Genomic DNA, 14,761 nt, shown 5'->3' with positions numbered 1-14,761 from the left:
TTCGGGCTTCACAGCGTGGGGGACGCCTGTAAACTCCCCCGCAAAGTGTGGCGCCGGCCATCCCTGAATGAGGTAAAAATCCATGCGTGTCCTTCTGGTCGAAGACCATTTGCAGCTAGCTGAAAGTGTCGCCCAGGCGCTTAAGAGCACGGGTTTGACGGTGGATGTGCTGCACGATGGCGTGGCGGCGGACCTGGCCTTGAGCAGCGAGGAGTACGCGGTGGCGATCCTTGATGTGGGCTTGCCGCGCATGGACGGTTTCGAGGTGCTGGCGCGCTTGCGGGCCCGTGGAAAGAATCTTCCGGTATTGATGTTGACCGCCCGCAGTGACGTGAAGGACCGGGTGCATGGGTTGAACCTTGGCGCGGATGATTATCTGGCCAAACCGTTCGAACTGACGGAACTGGAAGCGCGGGTCAAGGCATTGCTGCGCCGCAGCGTGTTGGGCGGTGAGCGCCAGCAGGCCTGCGGCGTGCTGGTCTACGACCTCGACACCCGGCGCTTTACCTTGGGCGGCGAACTGCTGACCCTGACTTCCCGCGAACAGGCGGTGCTGGAAGCGTTGATCGCCCGCCCAGGCCGGGTCATGAGCAAGGAGCAGTTGGCGTCCCAGGTGTTTGGCCTGGATGAAGAGGCCAGCCCGGACGCCATCGAAATCTACGTCCACCGCCTGCGCAAGAAACTCGATGGCCAACCGGTGGCGATCGTCACCTTCCGTGGCCTGGGGTACTTGCTGGAAGCGCGCGATGCATAAGCCCAGCAGCCTGCGCTGGCGCTTGCTGTGGAACCTGGCCTTGTTGCTGGTGGTGTTGATGCTGGCCAGCGGCTTGAGCGCTTACTGGAATGGTCGCGAAGCGGCCGACACGGCGTATGACCGCACCCTGCTGGCGTCGGCGCGAACCATTTCTGCTGGGCTGTCCCAACGTGACGGCACCCTCAGCGCCGACGTGCCCTATGTGGCGCTGGACACGTTCGCCTACGACAGCGCCGGGCGGATTTACTACCAGGTCAATGACATTCATCAGAAGCTGATTTCCGGTTACGAAAATCTGCCAGGCCCGCCACCGGGCACATTGCGCACGGATGATTACCCGGCCCTGGCGCGCTTCTACAACGCCCGCTATCAGGGGCAGAACGTGCGGGTGGTGAGCCTGCTCAAGGCGGTGTCGGAGCCGAACATGAATGGCATGGCGGAAATTCGCGTGGCCGAAACCGACGAAGCACGGGTCAGCATGGCCCGCAGCCTGATGGCCGACACCTTGCTGCGCCTGGGGATGCTGGCCATCGGTGCCTTGCTGCTGGTGTGGTTTGCGGTGAGTGCGGCGCTGCGTCCACTGGAGCGGTTGCGCACGGCAGTGGAGGAACGCCAGCCAGATGATTTGCGGCCCCTGCCGCTGGTGGAAGTACAGCACGAATTGGGTCCGCTGGTGCGGGCCTTGAACCATTTCACCGAACGCCTGCGCGGGCAGTTCGAGCGCCAGGCGCAGTTTATTGCCGATGCCGCCCATGAATTGCGCACCCCGTTGGCGGCGCTTAAGGCCCGCCTTGAACTGGGTTTGCGCGCCGAAGACCCGGCCACTTGGCGTACTACCCTGGAAACCGTCGCTCAAGGCACTGATCGCCTGACCCTCCTGGCTAATCAATTGTTGTCCTTGGCCCGTATCGAAAACGGCGCCCGGGCCATTGCCGAAGGTGGTGCGCAGTTGCTGGACTTGAGCCAATTGGCCCGTGAACTGGGCATGGCCATGGCGCCGCTGGCCCATGCCCGTGGTGTTGCCCTGGCATTGGAGGCGGACGAACCGGTGTGGTTGCGGGGCGAGCCAACCTTGTTAAATGAGTTGCTGAGCAATCTGGTGGACAACGCCCTGGCTCACACTCCACCGGGCGGCAATGTAATCCTGCGGGTCACGGCGCCGGCGGTGTTGGAAGTGGAAGACGACGGACCGGGTATCCCACTGGATGAGCGGGATCGGGTGTTTGAGCGGTTTTACCGGCGCAATCAGCAGGGCGCAGGTTCAGGGCTGGGGTTGGCGATTGTCGGGGAAATCTGCCGGGCCCATCTGGCGAAGATCAGCCTGCATGATGGTGAGCTGGCGGGGCTGAAGGTTAGGGTGAGCTTCAATTCCTTGTAGGCGCGAGGGGGGGCGCCTAGTTCTTGCTCTCAGTGCCCTTGAGTACTTCGCGAGCAAGCTCGCTTTCAGTAAAACATCGACCGTGCTTCATCCAGATCGGCATTCAAGGTGCGATTGTCCGGATTGATCTTAAGTTTCTTGAAGGCCGGCAAGATCGACAACGGTACCGCGGCCAACGGGTGATCAGTGCCTTTGTGGCAGTACAGCGCCGCCACTTGCACCACGTCGACATAGTCCAGGCGTTCAGAGTCACGCCACAGGTCCAGGTACTGCCCCGGCAGCTTGACCAGCATTTCCGGAAACTCCCAGACCCGTAGCAGTTTGTCCCCCAGCAGCGGGTGAATGCTTTCGATCACATGATTAAGGCTGACCGGGTCAGACAGTAGTTGATAGTGATCTTCGGCATAGGTGAGGATCGGCAGCACGCCAATCTGATGCACCAGGCCACCCAGCGCCGCCTGATCAGGTTTGAGTTGGTTGTGGTTACGACACAGTGCATAGCTGACACCCGCCACTTCCAGGCTACGGCGCCAGACGTCGCGCATTTTTTGCTCGATCACTTCGGAGCGGGCGTGAAAAATTTGCTCCATCACCAGGCCAATGGCCAGGTTGCTGCTGTAGTTGGTGCCCAGGCGCGTGATGGCGGTGTGCAGGTCGGTGACTTCCTGGGTCGCCCGCAGCAAGGGGCTATTGACCACTTTGATCAGCCGCGCCGACAGGGCGGTATCGCGGCCGATCACTTTGCTCAAACGGCTGATGCTGATGTCCGGGTCTTCGGCGGCCTGACGAATTTCCAGGGCCACTTCCGGTAACGTTGGCAGAACCAGGTCATCGTTATCGATGGCCTTAACCAAAGCCTGTTGGACTTTTTCCGCCAGCTGGTTCATTTCTACTCTCTAGGGCGTTGCAAAAGGGTACGGCGATTAACGCTGGATCTCGCGATCTCGGTCCAGTTGGTAAGGAAGGTCGAGCAGGTGCAGCCCCGGTCCTTCCAGCGTACCTAAATGCACATCGCCACTATCTGCTGCTTCGGCTTGCAGCACCGCTAGAAGTTCAATCACTTGGTCAACTCGGGCAGCGATCACCACTTCGCCAATGGCGCTGTTGTGCGTTGGGGCAAACAGCGGTGTACCGGGCTCGGGCAATTCGCTGGCGTCCAGGCTCAGGCGGTACAGGCGGCGCTTGAGTTTGCCCAGGTATTGCATGCGGGCGACGATTTCCTGGCCGGTGTAGCAGCCTTTCTTGAAACTGACGCCGCCGACGGCCTGCAGGTTGAGCATCTGCGGGATGAATAGTTCGCGGGTCTGTGGCATGACCTGGCCGATACCGGCGCGGATCTGCCCCAGCAACCACTGGTTCAGGTCGCCTTCGGCCAGTAGGGCGGCCAGTTGGTTGTGCAGGGTTTCAGCGTTTGCCGCTGGCGCCCAGAGTTCGGCGCGGCCAGGGGAGACGCGAATGGCGATCAATTCTTCGGTGCGCGCGACACTATCGGTCTCGGGCGGCAGTTCAAGGCCGAGGCTGACAAGTGCCTGGTCGGCATCCGCCAGGCCGAAACGCACCCAGGCGGCGCTTTCGTCGGTGAGTTTGGATTTGGAGAAAACAGCGTATTTCTTCAGGTCTGCCAGTTGCGCTTCCAGCAGTTCGCTGGCCATCGCCAACAACACGCCATCACCTTGCAACAGAATGCGAAAGCTCGACTGCATGCGCCCTTTTTGGGTGCAGCGGGCACCCAGGCTGGCCTGGGTGTCACTGAGGTAATTGAGGTTGCAGGTCAGTTGTCCCTGGAGGAACTTGGCAGCGTCAGCGCCGCGTACAGCCAGGACGCCTTCGTGGGATAGGGGGCAGAAGAAAGCAGAGTCAGCCATGGGTCATCGCAGGTTGAAAGTCATGGGTGCATCATAGAGGGGCGCCCGGTAAATGGGTAGTTTCCATGTGCTCGACCAAAGCCGGCTGTTCCAGGCGACGTCGGTCTGTATACTCGCGCTCTATTTGAGGAGCGCTCCATGGTCGAAGATGTAGAACTCAATCGCCTCTACTGGCACAGCCGTCGCGGCATGCTTGAGCTGGATGTATTGCTGGTGCCGTTCGTCAGGGAGGTCTACCCGCACCTCAACGATGTCGACCGCGACTGCTACCGCAAGCTGCTGGAATGCGAAGACCAAGACATGTTTGGCTGGTTCATGGAACGTGCCGAGTCTGAAGATCCGGAGCTGCAGCGCATGGTTCGGATGATTCTGGATCGTGTCCAGCCCAAATAATGCCTTTGAATGCCGCTGGCAGGCCTCCGGGCAATTGCTGGCGACATATCTCCTCGCCCAGGCGTTCGCGCTGGGTGCGCTGTTGTTTCTTGCTGTTCCCTTGTGGGTTACCGGTCTCGGTGCAGTCTTGTGCCTGGCCCATGCCGGCTGGGTCCTGCCACGCCATATCCTGTTGACTCACCGTTCGTCGATCCGTGGCTTGCGTCGTGACGCCGACGGTTGGCAGTTGTGGAGCGAAGTGCGCGGCTGGCACAGCGTGCAACTGCGCCCCGACAGCCTGGCATTACCGCTTATTGTGGTACTGCGCTTTCGTTTGCCGGGCGACTGGTGGGTGCATTCGATCTGCGTGCCGCAGGATTCGCAGGCTGGCGATGTGCATCGGCGCCTGCGGGTACGCTTGAAGTTCAGCCGCCGTAGGTGGTTGGCACCAGAATAGTGTCGAGGGCCACCGGCAGCATGTTCGGGTAGTCGAGGGTGTAATGCAGGCCTCGGCTTTCCTTGCGTTCCATGGCCGAGCGGATCATCAGTTCAGCTACCTGAGCAAGGTTCCTCAATTCAATCAGGTCTCTGCTCACTTTGTAGTTGCTGTAGAACTCGTCGATCTCATCCAGCAACAATCGCACCCGATGCTGCGCCCGCTGCAGGCGCTTGTTGGTGCGCACGATACCCACGTAGTCCCACATGAAGCGCCGCAACTCGTCCCAGTTGTGAGCGATGATCACGTCTTCGTCGGAATCGGTGACCTGGCTGGCGTCCCAGCGGGGCAGGGCGGCCGGCACCGGGATGCGCGGCAACTGTTCGAGGATGTCGGCGGCGGCGGAGCGTGCGTAGACAAAACATTCCAGCAGCGAGTTGCTGGCCATGCGGTTGGCGCCGTGCAGGCCGGTGAAGCTGGTTTCGCCGATGGCGTACAGGCCGGGTACGTCGGTGCGGCCCTGTTGGTCGACCATGACGCCGCCACAGGTGTAGTGCGCGGCTGGGACCACCGGGATCGGGCCTTTGGTGATGTCGATGTTGAATTGCAGGCAGCGCTCGTAGACCGTCGGGAAGTGGGTCTTGATGAAGTCTTCGGGCTTGTGGCTGATGTCCAGGTAGACGCAGTCGATGCCCAGGCGCTTCATTTCGTGGTCGATGGCGCGGGCCACGATATCCCGGGGCGCCAGTTCGGCTCGAGGGTCGAAGCGCTGCATGAAACGTTCGCCGTTGGGCAGTTTCAGGTGCGCGCCCTCGCCCCGCAGGGCTTCGGTGATCAGGAAACTCTTGGCTTGTGGGTGATACAGGCAGGTGGGGTGGAACTGGTTGAACTCCAGGTTCGCTACCCGGCAGCCCGAACGCCAGGCCATGGCAATGCCATCACCGCAGGCGCCATCAGGGTTACTGGTATAGAGGTAGACCTTGGCCGCACCGCCCGAGGCCAGGATGGTGAAGCGAGCGCCGTAGGTATCGACTTCGCCGCTGCCACGGTTGAGCACGTAGGCGCCGAGACAGCGTTCGCCGGGCAGGCCCAGGCGTTTCTCAGTGATCAGGTCGACGGCGACCCGTTGCTCCAGCAGTTCGATATTCGGTCGTTGCCGGGCCTGGGCGAGCAAGGTCTTGAAAATAGCGGCGCCGGTGGCATCGGCAGCGTGGATGATGCGCCGATGGCTGTGGCCGCCTTCGCGGGTCAGGTGAAACTCGAAGCCGCCGTCTTCAGTGCCGGATTGTTCATCGCGGGTGAACGGCACTCCCTGGTCGATCAGCCACTGGATGGCTTCGCGACTGTGCTCGACGGTGAAGCGCACTGCGTCTTCGTTGCACAGACCGCCGCCGGCGTTAAGAGTGTCTTCGACATGGGATTGCACCGTATCGGTGTCATCCAGCACCGCGGCGACACCTCCCTGGGCCCAGAACGTCGAGCCGTTGGCCAGGTCGCCCTTGCTCAGTACGGCTATGCGCAGATGGCGCGGCAGGGTCAGTGCAAGGCTCAAGCCTGCGGCGCCGCTGCCAATCACCAGGACATCGTGTTGAAACTGTTGGCTCATTTGAAGGATTCCGCAAAAAGCGATCCGAAGGGTTGGCGCAAACAGGACGCCTGGATCGGCGAATCAAAGGGTCACACGGCCCACTAGTATATAGAGGGGGGGATCGGCACAATAGCCGGGCATTCGTGGCATTGTGAGATTACGGTCAACGAAGTGCACGGCTTTCACAAGCCTGCGGGTATTGGTGTGGGAACTTTTTGCATAAGCCCCGACTCAATAGCAGGTTGCCCGAAAGCTGGGAAGCGTTGGAATTATTGATCGGCCTCTAACATGAGGCGCGTCAGAAATCCGGCGACAAGATTATTCGCGCAGCCGGCGTTGCCCGCGCTGCGTTTTTCGTGTGTGCCAAATCAGTGCGCGCCGGAAACTTGCTTGGAGGGGGAGAACTTTTGCGAAAAGTCCGAGTCTATGTTTGCAAGCCTGAACGTTCAGTTATGCAAGTCTCCTCCAAGTACAACGAGGAGTGTTCATGCTAACCCAGGAAGAGGATCAGCAGCTGGTCGAGCGCGTTCAACGCGGCGACAAGCGAGCATTTGATCTGCTAGTGCTGAAATACCAGCATAAAATTCTCGGGTTGATCGTGCGGTTTGTGCACGACACCCATGAAGCGCAGGACGTAGCGCAGGAAGCCTTTATCAAGGCATATCGTGCACTCGGTAATTTTCGCGGTGATAGTGCGTTTTACACGTGGCTTTACCGCATCGCCATTAACACGGCGAAGAACCATCTGGTTTCTCGCGGTCGCCGCCCGCCAGATAGTGATGTGAGTTCGGAAGATGCAGAATTTTACGATGGTGATCACGGCCTCAAGGATCTCGAGTCGCCGGAGCGTGCATTGCTGCGCGACGAGATCGAAGGAACCGTCCATCGCACGATTCAGCAACTGCCAGAAGATTTACGTACGGCATTAACTTTACGTGAATTCGATGGTCTGAGTTACGAAGACATTGCGAGCGTCATGCAGTGTCCGGTGGGGACCGTACGCTCCCGGATCTTCCGGGCTCGGGAAGCCATCGATAAAGCCCTGCAGCCGTTGTTGCAGGAAAACTGAGACAGCGGCGACAGCCAAGAGAGGAACCGCCATGAGTCGTGATGCCCTGCAGGAATCGCTGTCCGCAGTGATGGATAACGAAGCGGATGAACTGGAACTTCGTCGAGTGCTTAACGCATTTGATGACGCCGAAACCCGTGATACCTGGTCTCGTTACCAAGTCGCTCGGGCGGTGATGCACAAGGATCTACTAATCCCTCGTCTGGATATTGCTGCGGCCGTTTCTGCTGCGCTGGCTGATGAAGCCGTTCCGGCAAAAGCTGTTCGCGGTCCTTGGCGTAGCCTGGGTCGTCTGGCAGTTGCTGCTTCGGTGACTGTGGCCGTATTGGCCGGTGTGCGCCTGTACAACCAGGACGAGATTGCTGGTGCCGAGTTGGCCCAACAAACCCAGCAACCGATCATGGCCGGTCCGCAGGTCAAGGGTCCAGCCGTACTGGCCGGCTACAAGGAAAGCTCCGACGCTACTGGCCCAATGGCCAGCGGCGTGCTTCAGGGGCAGTCCGGCTGGCAGGATCAGCGTCTTCCAGGCTACCTGCGCCAACATGCACAGGAATCGGCCTTGAAAGGCACTGAAAGTGCACTGCCATACGCTCGCGCTGCAAGCCTGGAAAACCGCTAAACCGTTAAGGAGCCTTATGCGCGCCATACCGCTCCTTGCGCTTTTGCTCAGTGGCTGGTCTGCAGTACCCGCCCATGCCGAGGAAGCCCAAGATTGGCTGACTCGTCTTGGGCGTGCCGAGCAGCAGCAAAGCTTCCAAGGCACCTTCATCTACGAGCGTAACGGTAGTTTTTCTACCCATGACATCTGGCATCGTGTCCAGAATGGTCAGGTTCGCGAGCGGCTGTTGCAGCTTGACGGCTCCGCCCAGGAAGTTGTTCGTGTCGATGGGCGTACCCAGTGCGTCAGCGGCACTCTGGTTGCCGGTCTCGGTGATTCTTCGGGCTCTCCTGCCCGCGCTCTTGACCCCCCAAAACTCAAAGCTTTCTACGACCTTGCCGTTATTGGCAAGTCGCGCGTGGCTGGCCGTAATGCGGTGATCGTGACGCTGACGCCTCGTGACCCGTACCGGTATGGCTTCGAGTTGCATCTGGATCGTGAAACCGCGTTGCCATTGAAGTCATTGTTGCTTAATGACAAGGGGCAGTTGCTGGAGCGATTCCAATTCACTCAGTTGAACACCTCAGATGTGCCCGGTGAGCGCCAATTGCAGCCCAGTAATGACTGCAAGCCCGTAGTGCTAGCGAGTAATAATACACCGCAAGACGGGGGCGCTCAGGCTTGGCATCTGGATTGGCTGCCGCCGGGCTTCCAGTTAAGTCGCAGCAGCGTCCGCAAAGACGCGCAGACCCACGTTGTGGTCAACAGTCTGATGTACGAGGACGGGCTCGCACGCTTTTCGGTGTTTCTTGAGCCGCTTGATGACGCAACTGTGAACGAGACCCGTGTGCAGTTAGGGCCGACGGTGGCGGTGTCGCGACGTTTGGATACGCCCGAAGGCCAGATGATGGCGACGGTTGTTGGCGAAATTCCGATTGGTACCGCTGAAAGGATTGCGTTGTCGGTTCGCAGTGGCGCGACACCCTCCAAGCAATGAGCTGTTAATACTATGTTCATCCTGACGTTTCACTGTTGTGCAGGAGCCGGTCGATGCCTGCCTTGCGGTTGAGAAAATGAAATGTCTGGACAGTATTTTCACTTGCAAAATCCTACTATGTTTTTTATAGGTCAGAGTTTCTCGGCTCTGGCCTTGTTTTGTTCGCGGAACAAAAATACCGGTGGCAGTCTCCGGCGTTTATTGAACCCTGTCGCTCAACCCTGCTCGTCGTAACGGGAGCTGTATGTCGATACCACGTTTGAAGTCTTACCTATCCATAGTCGCCACGGTGCTGGTGCTGGGTCAGGCCGTTACCGCGCAAGCGGCCGAGCTGCCTGACTTCACCCAACTGGTGGAGCAGGCGTCGCCTGCCGTTGTGAATATCAGCACCACCCAGAAGCTACCGGACCGCAAAGTATCCAACCAGCAGATGCCAGACCTTGAAGGTCTGCCACCGATGTTGCGGGAGTTTTTCGAGCGTGGCATGCCCCAGCCACGGTCACCCCGTGGCGGCGGTGGCGGTCAGCGCGAAGCTCAATCGCTGGGTTCGGGCTTCATCATTTCGCCCGATGGCTACATTCTCACTAACAATCATGTGATCGCTGATGCCGACGAAATTCTCGTGCGCCTGGCTGATCGCAGTGAGCTCAAGGCCAAGCTTGTCGGCACTGATCCACGTTCCGACGTGGCTTTGCTGAAGATTGAAGGCAAGGACCTGCCGGTCCTGAAGCTGGGCAAATCCCAGGACTTGAAAGCAGGGCAATGGGTGGTCGCCATCGGTTCGCCGTTTGGCTTCGACCACACCGTGACCCAGGGCATCATCAGCGCCATCGGTCGCAGCCTGCCGAACGAAAACTACGTGCCGTTCATCCAGACCGACGTGCCGATCAACCCGGGCAACTCCGGCGGTCCATTGTTCAACCTGGCGGGCGAAGTGGTGGGTATCAACTCGCAGATCTACACCCGTTCCGGTGGTTTCATGGGCGTGTCGTTCGCGATTCCAATCGACGTGGCCATGGACGTTTCCAACCAGTTGAAAGACGGTGGCAAGGTCAGTCGTGGCTGGTTGGGCGTGGTGATTCAGGAAGTGAACAAGGACCTGGCTGAGTCCTTCGGCCTGGACAAGCCGGCCGGTGCCTTGGTCGCGCAGATCCAGGATGACGGACCGGCTGCCAAAGGTGGCCTGCAAGTGGGTGACGTGATTCTGAGCATGAACGGTCAGCCGATCGTAATGTCTGCTGACTTGCCGCACCTGGTAGGTGCGCTCAAGGCCGGTAGCAAGGCCAAGCTGGAAGTGATTCGCGAAGGCAAGCGCCAGAACGTCGAGCTGACCGTAGGTGCCATCCCGGAAGAAGGCCAGGCGCTTGATGCCCTAGGCAGCAAGTCCGGCGCCGAACGGAGTAGCAATCGCCTGGGCATTGCCGTGGTCGAGCTGACCGAAGAGCAGAAAAAAAGCTTCGACTTGAAAAGCGGTGTGGTCATCAAGGAGGTTCAGGACGGCCCTGCGGCGTTGATCGGCCTGCAGCCGGGGGATGTCATTACTCACCTGAACAATCAGGCGATCAACTCCACCAAGGAGTTCACCGACATCGCCAAGGCATTGCCGAAGAATCGTTCGGTGTCGATGCGCGTCCTGCGTCAGGGTCGTGCCAGTTTCATTACCTTCAAACTGGCTGAGTAAACCAGCCCAGTAAAAAGCCCTGCTCTCGATGCAAGAGAGCGGGGCTTTTTATTGGGTGGAGGAGAGGGCTAGGGTGAGGGGCCGACCATCAGCAACACCGCTAAAGCCAGTTCTGCAATGACTGTCTGACAGACCACTCCAGCCGCGAGGTAAATAAATATCGGTTTTCATGGTGGGAGGTTTCTGAATGTTACCCAGCCACCTAAATGTGTAACCCGCTGCCCAAACATGAGGCAAAGTGCTACGCCAGCACCCCTTAAACGCCCATTTTAGATACGCCCGAAAATAAGATTAAACGCCAGACTTGCCGGACTAGAAGGGTTTGCGAATAATGGGCCTGTAACTTGCAGTGATAACAGGTTTAATATCTTTAGCCTCTGCATAAAATCAAGGGGCTGTCAATGCGCTGGAACCGCTTTCTCGGTGCTTCTGTAAGTTGTTGTCGCATTGAGGAAATATCGGCTTCCGCCCTGTCGTTAGAATGCCGATCACTCGCTCGCCGTCGCTGCTGTTGAATTTGCGTAGGACGAAGCGCCGCTATTCGGTTTCACTCAGTTGCATCGTGGGCCATGGCTCATACTGCTGTTTTTGCCCTATACCGATGGAGTCCCAAGATGAAGAAACTCGTGCTGTTGGGCGCCCTGGCGCTGTCCGTCCTGTCGATGCAGGCCTTCGCCGCCGATGAAAAACCCCTGAAGATTGGTATCGAAGCGGCTTACCCTCCGTTTGCCTCGAAAGCACCGGACGGCAGCATCGTTGGTTTTGACTACGACATCGGCAACGCCCTGTGCGAAGAGATGAAGGTCAAGTGCACGTGGGTCGAGCAAGAGTTCGACGGCCTGATCCCAGCGCTTAAAGTGCGCAAGATCGACGCGATCCTATCGTCCATGTCCATCACTGATGACCGCAAGAAGTCTGTGGACTTCACTAACCGCTACTACCTGACCCCAGCGCGTCTGGCGTTGAAGGAAGGTACCGTTGTCAGCGACAGCCTGGATGAGTTGAAAGGCAAGAAAATCGGCGTGCAGCGCGGTTCGATCCACGACCGTTTCGCCAAGGAAGTCTTGGCACCTAAAGGCGCCACCGTGGTTCCTTACAGCTCGCAGAACGAAATCTACCTGGACGTGGAAGCTGGTCGCCTTGACGGTACCGTGGCAGACGCCACCCTGTTGCAGGAAGGTTTCCTTGATACGCCAGCCGGTAAAGGTTATGCGTTTGTCGGCCCATCCTTCACCGACGTCAAATACTTCGGCGACGGCGTAGGCATTGCAGTACGCAAAGGCGACAAGGCCAATCTGGACCGGATCAATGCTGCCATTGACGCGATCCGCGCCAACGGCAAATACAAGCTTATCCAGGACAAGTACTTCAACTTCGATATTTACGGCGCTGACACAAAAGCGGCCAACTAACTTATCGCAGCGGTCTGTCTGAAATGGCGCAAACAACAGGGTCTCTGAAGTTTGCGCCATTTTTTCATCCCCCCCTTTTCGAGGACCTGAATCATGTTGAAAGGCTACGGGGCTGTCATCCTCGATGGCGCATGGTTGACGCTTCAGCTCGCCTTGTCGTCCATGGCCCTGGCCATTGTTCTGGGTTTGATCGGGGTCGCGTTACGCCTGTCGCCGGTGCGTTGGTTGGCCTGGCTGGGCGATTTGTATTCGACGGTGATCCGTGGGATTCCCGACCTGGTGCTGATCCTGCTGATTTTCTACGGCGGTCAGGACCTGTTGAACCGCGTCGCGCCGCTGCTGGGCTACGACGACTATATTGACTTGAACCCCTTGGTCGCCGGTATTGGCACCCTGGGTTTCATCTTTGGCGCCTACCTCTCGGAGACTTTCCGTGGCGCCTTTATGGCAATCCCCAAGGGCCAGGCCGAAGCCGGTCTCGCCTACGGCATGAGCAGTTTTCAGGTGTTTTTCCAGGTGATGGTGCCGCAGATGATTCGTCTGGCGATCCCCGGTTTCACCAACAACTGGCTGGTACTGACCAAGGCCACCGCGCTGATTTCCGTGGTGGGCCTGCAAGACATGATGTTCAAGGCCAAGCAGGCGGCCGATGCCACCCGCGAACCTTTTACCTTCTTCCTCGCAGTGGCGGCGATGTACCTGGTGATCACCAGCGTCTCGTTGCTGGCCCTGCGTTATCTTGAGAAGCGCTACTCGGTAGGCGTAAGGGCGGCTGATCTATGATCTTCGACTACAACGTCATCTGGGAGGCTATGCCGCTGTACCTCGGCGGTTTGCTGACCACCCTGAAATTGCTGGCCATCTCGCTGTTCTTCGGTTTGCTCGCTGCCTTGCCCCTGGGCCTGATGCGCGTGTCCAAGCAGCCGATTATCAATGGCGTCGCCTGGCTCTATACCTATGTGATCCGCGGCACGCCGATGCTGGTGCAGCTGTTCTTGATCTACTACGGTCTGGCCCAGTTTGAAGCTGTGCGCGAAAGTTTCCTCTGGCCGTTGCTGTCCAGTGCGACCTTCTGCGCCTGCCTGGCCTTTGCCATCAACACCAGCGCCTACACCGCCGAGATCATCGCCGGCAGCCTCAAGTCCACGCCCAATGGCGAGATCGAAGCGGCCAAGGCCATGGGCATGTCGCGTTACAAACTGTATCGCCGCATCTTGTTGCCGTCGGCCTTGCGCCGGGCGCTGCCGCAGTACAGCAACGAAGTAATCATGATGCTGCAGACCACCAGCCTGGCCTCCATCGTCACGTTGATCGATATCACCGGTGCCGCGCGCACGGTGAACGCCCAGTATTACTTGCCGTTTGAAGCCTACATTACCGCTGGTGTGTTCTATCTGTGCCTGACCTTCATCCTGGTGCGCCTGTTCAAGTTGGCCGAGCGCCGCTGGCTCAGCTACCTGGCTCCACGGAAGCATTGATATGGAACGTATCGATCATCTGTTGCCCTGGGGTCACCTGGGTTGTGAACGCCAACTGACGGTGTTCCGTTTCGGCAGCGGCGAGCGCAAGGCCTACATCCAGGCCAGCCTGCACGCCGATGAATTGCCCGGCATGCGTACCGCCTGGGAGCTGAAAAAGCGCCTGACCGAACTGGAACAACAAGGCGCCCTTAACGGGGTGATTGAGTTGGTTCCAGTGGCTAACCCGATGGGGTTGGGCCAGTTGCTGCAGGGCGGTCATCAGGGGCGTTTCGAGGCGGGCACCGGCAAGAATTTCAACCGTGATTTCGTCGAGTTGAGTGAGTCGGTCGGGCGGTTGCTGGAAGGTCGTCTGGGTGATGACCCTCACGCGAATGTCCGGCTGATCCGCCAGGCCATGACCGATGTGCTCAACGCTTTGCCGCCGGCTGCCAGCCAGTTACAGGGCATGCAGCGGCTGCTGCTCAGTCATGCCTGCACCGCCGATGTGGTCCTCGACCTGCATTGCGATTGCGAAGCTGCGTTGCACATGTACGCGCTGCCGCAGCATTGGCCGCAGTGGCGTTCGTTGTCGGCGCATTTGAATGTGAAGGTCGGATTGCTGGCGGAAGACTCCGGTGGCAACTCCTTTGACGAAGCCTGCTCGGTGCCGTGGTTGCGTTTATCCCGGCAGTTCCCCGAGGCGCAGATTCCCCTGGCGTGCATGTCCACGACCCTGGAGCTGGGCGGCCAGTCCGACACCGGTCGAGACGAGGCGATCTTCCATGCTGAAGGCATCCTCGCGTTTCTCGCCGAGCAAGGCTTGATCAAAGGTGACTGGCCAGCGCCGCAGCACGAACCGTGTGAAGGCATGCCGTTTGAAGGCACCGAAATGCTCTTCGCGCCCCACGCTGGCGTTATCAGCTTCCTGCTTGCGCCGGGTACTTGGGTGGAGGCGGGCGAGCCGCTGTTTGAAGTGATTGACCCCTTGTCCGATCAGGTCAGCATTGTTTGCGCTGGCACGTCCGGAGTGCTGTTTGCCGTTGAACGGCTACGTTATGCCCAAGCAGGTTTTTGGCTGGCCAAGGTGGCGGGGCGCGAAGCGCTGCGTCATGGGCCCTTGCTGAACGACTGACCCACTGTTTTTGTGAGAA

15 protein-coding genes are annotated in these 14,761 nt (G+C 59.0%); 12 read left to right on the top strand and 3 right to left on the bottom strand.

Translation table 11 applies throughout. The features are described from left to right. Positions 1-82: 82 nt before the first annotated feature. Both tctD and tctE read left to right on the top strand, forming a co-directional pair. Complete coding sequence (gene tctD, locus AAEZ06_RS06185; RefSeq protein ID WP_133099271.1) at positions 83-754, top strand: two-component system response regulator TctD; 672 nt, start codon at positions 83-85, stop codon at positions 752-754. Then, positions 747-2,132, top strand: a complete 1,386-nt coding sequence (tctE, locus tag AAEZ06_RS06180) for a two-component system sensor histidine kinase TctE (RefSeq protein WP_350613478.1) — start codon at positions 747-749, stop codon at positions 2,130-2,132. The genes tctD and tctE overlap by 8 nt, the downstream gene beginning before the upstream one ends. A gap of 65 nt (positions 2,133-2,197) precedes the next feature. On the opposite strand, the gene AAEZ06_RS06175 is transcribed toward tctE, so the two are convergent. Beyond that, positions 2,198-3,019, bottom strand: a complete 822-nt coding sequence (locus tag AAEZ06_RS06175) for an HDOD domain-containing protein (protein ID WP_149414321.1) — start codon at positions 3,017-3,019, stop codon at positions 2,198-2,200. Positions 3,020-3,055: 36 nt separating this feature from the next. Beyond that, positions 3,056-3,997 carry a CAF17-like 4Fe-4S cluster assembly/insertion protein YgfZ gene (ygfZ, locus tag AAEZ06_RS06170; protein WP_149414322.1) on the bottom strand — a complete coding sequence of 314 codons (942 nt, stop codon included), beginning with the start codon at positions 3,995-3,997 and terminating at the stop codon, positions 3,056-3,058. 138 nt (positions 3,998-4,135) lie between these two features. On the opposite strand from ygfZ, the gene AAEZ06_RS06165 reads away from it, so the two are divergent. Further along, positions 4,136-4,390, top strand: a complete 255-nt coding sequence (locus AAEZ06_RS06165; protein WP_003212000.1) for an FAD assembly factor SdhE — start codon at positions 4,136-4,138, stop codon at positions 4,388-4,390. Then, positions 4,374-4,826: a hypothetical protein gene (locus tag AAEZ06_RS06160; protein ID WP_149414323.1), complete on the top strand. Its 453-nt coding sequence runs from the start codon at positions 4,374-4,376 to the stop codon at positions 4,824-4,826. The genes AAEZ06_RS06165 and AAEZ06_RS06160 overlap by 17 nt, the downstream gene beginning before the upstream one ends. On the opposite strand, the gene nadB is transcribed toward AAEZ06_RS06160, so the two are convergent. Further along, a complete protein-coding gene (gene nadB, locus AAEZ06_RS06155) occupies positions 4,795-6,411 on the bottom strand; it encodes an L-aspartate oxidase (protein ID WP_133099266.1) in 1,617 nt (538 codons plus the stop codon). The genes AAEZ06_RS06160 and nadB overlap by 32 nt on opposite strands. Before the next feature lie 469 nt (positions 6,412-6,880). On the opposite strand from nadB, the gene rpoE reads away from it, so the two are divergent. The 8 genes from rpoE (at position 6,881) to AAEZ06_RS06115 (ending at position 14,742) form a co-directional block, all read left to right on the top strand. After that, complete coding sequence (gene rpoE / locus AAEZ06_RS06150) at positions 6,881-7,462, top strand: RNA polymerase sigma factor RpoE/AlgU (RefSeq protein WP_133099265.1); 582 nt, start codon at positions 6,881-6,883, stop codon at positions 7,460-7,462. A gap of 31 nt (positions 7,463-7,493) precedes the next feature. Beyond that, positions 7,494-8,081 carry a sigma-E factor negative regulatory protein gene (locus AAEZ06_RS06145; protein ID WP_350613474.1) on the top strand — a complete coding sequence of 196 codons (588 nt, stop codon included), beginning with the start codon at positions 7,494-7,496 and terminating at the stop codon, positions 8,079-8,081. A 16-nt stretch (positions 8,082-8,097) separates the two neighbouring features. Then, positions 8,098-9,057: a MucB/RseB C-terminal domain-containing protein gene (locus AAEZ06_RS06140; RefSeq protein ID WP_149413565.1), complete on the top strand. Its 960-nt coding sequence runs from the start codon at positions 8,098-8,100 to the stop codon at positions 9,055-9,057. A 244-nt stretch (positions 9,058-9,301) separates the two neighbouring features. Next, positions 9,302-10,738 carry a DegQ family serine endoprotease gene (locus AAEZ06_RS06135; protein ID WP_149413564.1) on the top strand — a complete coding sequence of 479 codons (1,437 nt, stop codon included), beginning with the start codon at positions 9,302-9,304 and terminating at the stop codon, positions 10,736-10,738. Positions 10,739-11,352: 614 nt separating this feature from the next. Then, positions 11,353-12,150 (top strand): L-arginine-binding protein AotJ, encoded by a 798-nt coding sequence (gene aotJ / locus AAEZ06_RS06130; protein ID WP_149413563.1) that lies wholly within the window; start codon positions 11,353-11,355, stop codon positions 12,148-12,150. A gap of 93 nt (positions 12,151-12,243) precedes the next feature. Further along, positions 12,244-12,933, top strand: coding sequence for an ABC transporter permease (locus tag AAEZ06_RS06125; protein WP_350613471.1), 690 nt, complete (start codon positions 12,244-12,246; stop codon positions 12,931-12,933). After that, positions 12,930-13,628, top strand: coding sequence for an ABC transporter permease (locus AAEZ06_RS06120; RefSeq protein ID WP_133099259.1), 699 nt, complete (start codon positions 12,930-12,932; stop codon positions 13,626-13,628). Before AAEZ06_RS06125 ends, AAEZ06_RS06120 begins: the two co-directional genes overlap by 4 nt. 1 nt (position 13,629) lies before the next feature. Then, positions 13,630-14,742, top strand: a complete 1,113-nt coding sequence (locus AAEZ06_RS06115; protein WP_149413562.1) for a succinylglutamate desuccinylase/aspartoacylase family protein — start codon at positions 13,630-13,632, stop codon at positions 14,740-14,742. Positions 14,743-14,761 lie beyond the last annotated feature (19 nt).

It is taken from the genome of Pseudomonas sp. HY7a-MNA-CIBAN-0227 (genome assembly GCF_040310325.1).
In the GTDB taxonomy this organism is placed as follows: Bacteria; Pseudomonadota; Gammaproteobacteria; order Pseudomonadales; family Pseudomonadaceae; genus Aquipseudomonas.
This window is presented reverse-complemented; position numbering and strand designations above follow the sequence as displayed.

Coding starts and splice junctions, on each gene's coding strand:
- tctD (WP_133099271.1), top strand. CDS start 83: ATGCGTGTCCTTCTGGTCGAAGACCATTTGCAGCTAGCTGAAAGTGTC.
- tctE (WP_350613478.1), top strand. CDS start 747: ATGCATAAGCCCAGCAGCCTGCGCTGGCGCTTGCTGTGGAACCTGGCC.
- AAEZ06_RS06175 (WP_149414321.1), bottom strand. CDS start 3,019: ATGAACCAGCTGGCGGAAAAAGTCCAACAGGCTTTGGTTAAGGCCATC.
- ygfZ (WP_149414322.1), bottom strand. CDS start 3,997: ATGGCTGACTCTGCTTTCTTCTGCCCCCTATCCCACGAAGGCGTCCTG.
- AAEZ06_RS06165 (WP_003212000.1), top strand. CDS start 4,136: ATGGTCGAAGATGTAGAACTCAATCGCCTCTACTGGCACAGCCGTCGC.
- nadB (WP_133099266.1), bottom strand. CDS start 6,411: ATGAGCCAACAGTTTCAACACGATGTCCTGGTGATTGGCAGCGGCGCC.
- rpoE (WP_133099265.1), top strand. CDS start 6,881: ATGCTAACCCAGGAAGAGGATCAGCAGCTGGTCGAGCGCGTTCAACGC.
- AAEZ06_RS06145 (WP_350613474.1), top strand. CDS start 7,494: ATGAGTCGTGATGCCCTGCAGGAATCGCTGTCCGCAGTGATGGATAAC.
- AAEZ06_RS06140 (WP_149413565.1), top strand. CDS start 8,098: ATGCGCGCCATACCGCTCCTTGCGCTTTTGCTCAGTGGCTGGTCTGCA.
- AAEZ06_RS06135 (WP_149413564.1), top strand. CDS start 9,302: ATGTCGATACCACGTTTGAAGTCTTACCTATCCATAGTCGCCACGGTG.
- aotJ (WP_149413563.1), top strand. CDS start 11,353: ATGAAGAAACTCGTGCTGTTGGGCGCCCTGGCGCTGTCCGTCCTGTCG.
- AAEZ06_RS06125 (WP_350613471.1), top strand. CDS start 12,244: ATGTTGAAAGGCTACGGGGCTGTCATCCTCGATGGCGCATGGTTGACG.
- AAEZ06_RS06120 (WP_133099259.1), top strand. CDS start 12,930: ATGATCTTCGACTACAACGTCATCTGGGAGGCTATGCCGCTGTACCTC.
- AAEZ06_RS06115 (WP_149413562.1), top strand. CDS start 13,630: ATGGAACGTATCGATCATCTGTTGCCCTGGGGTCACCTGGGTTGTGAA.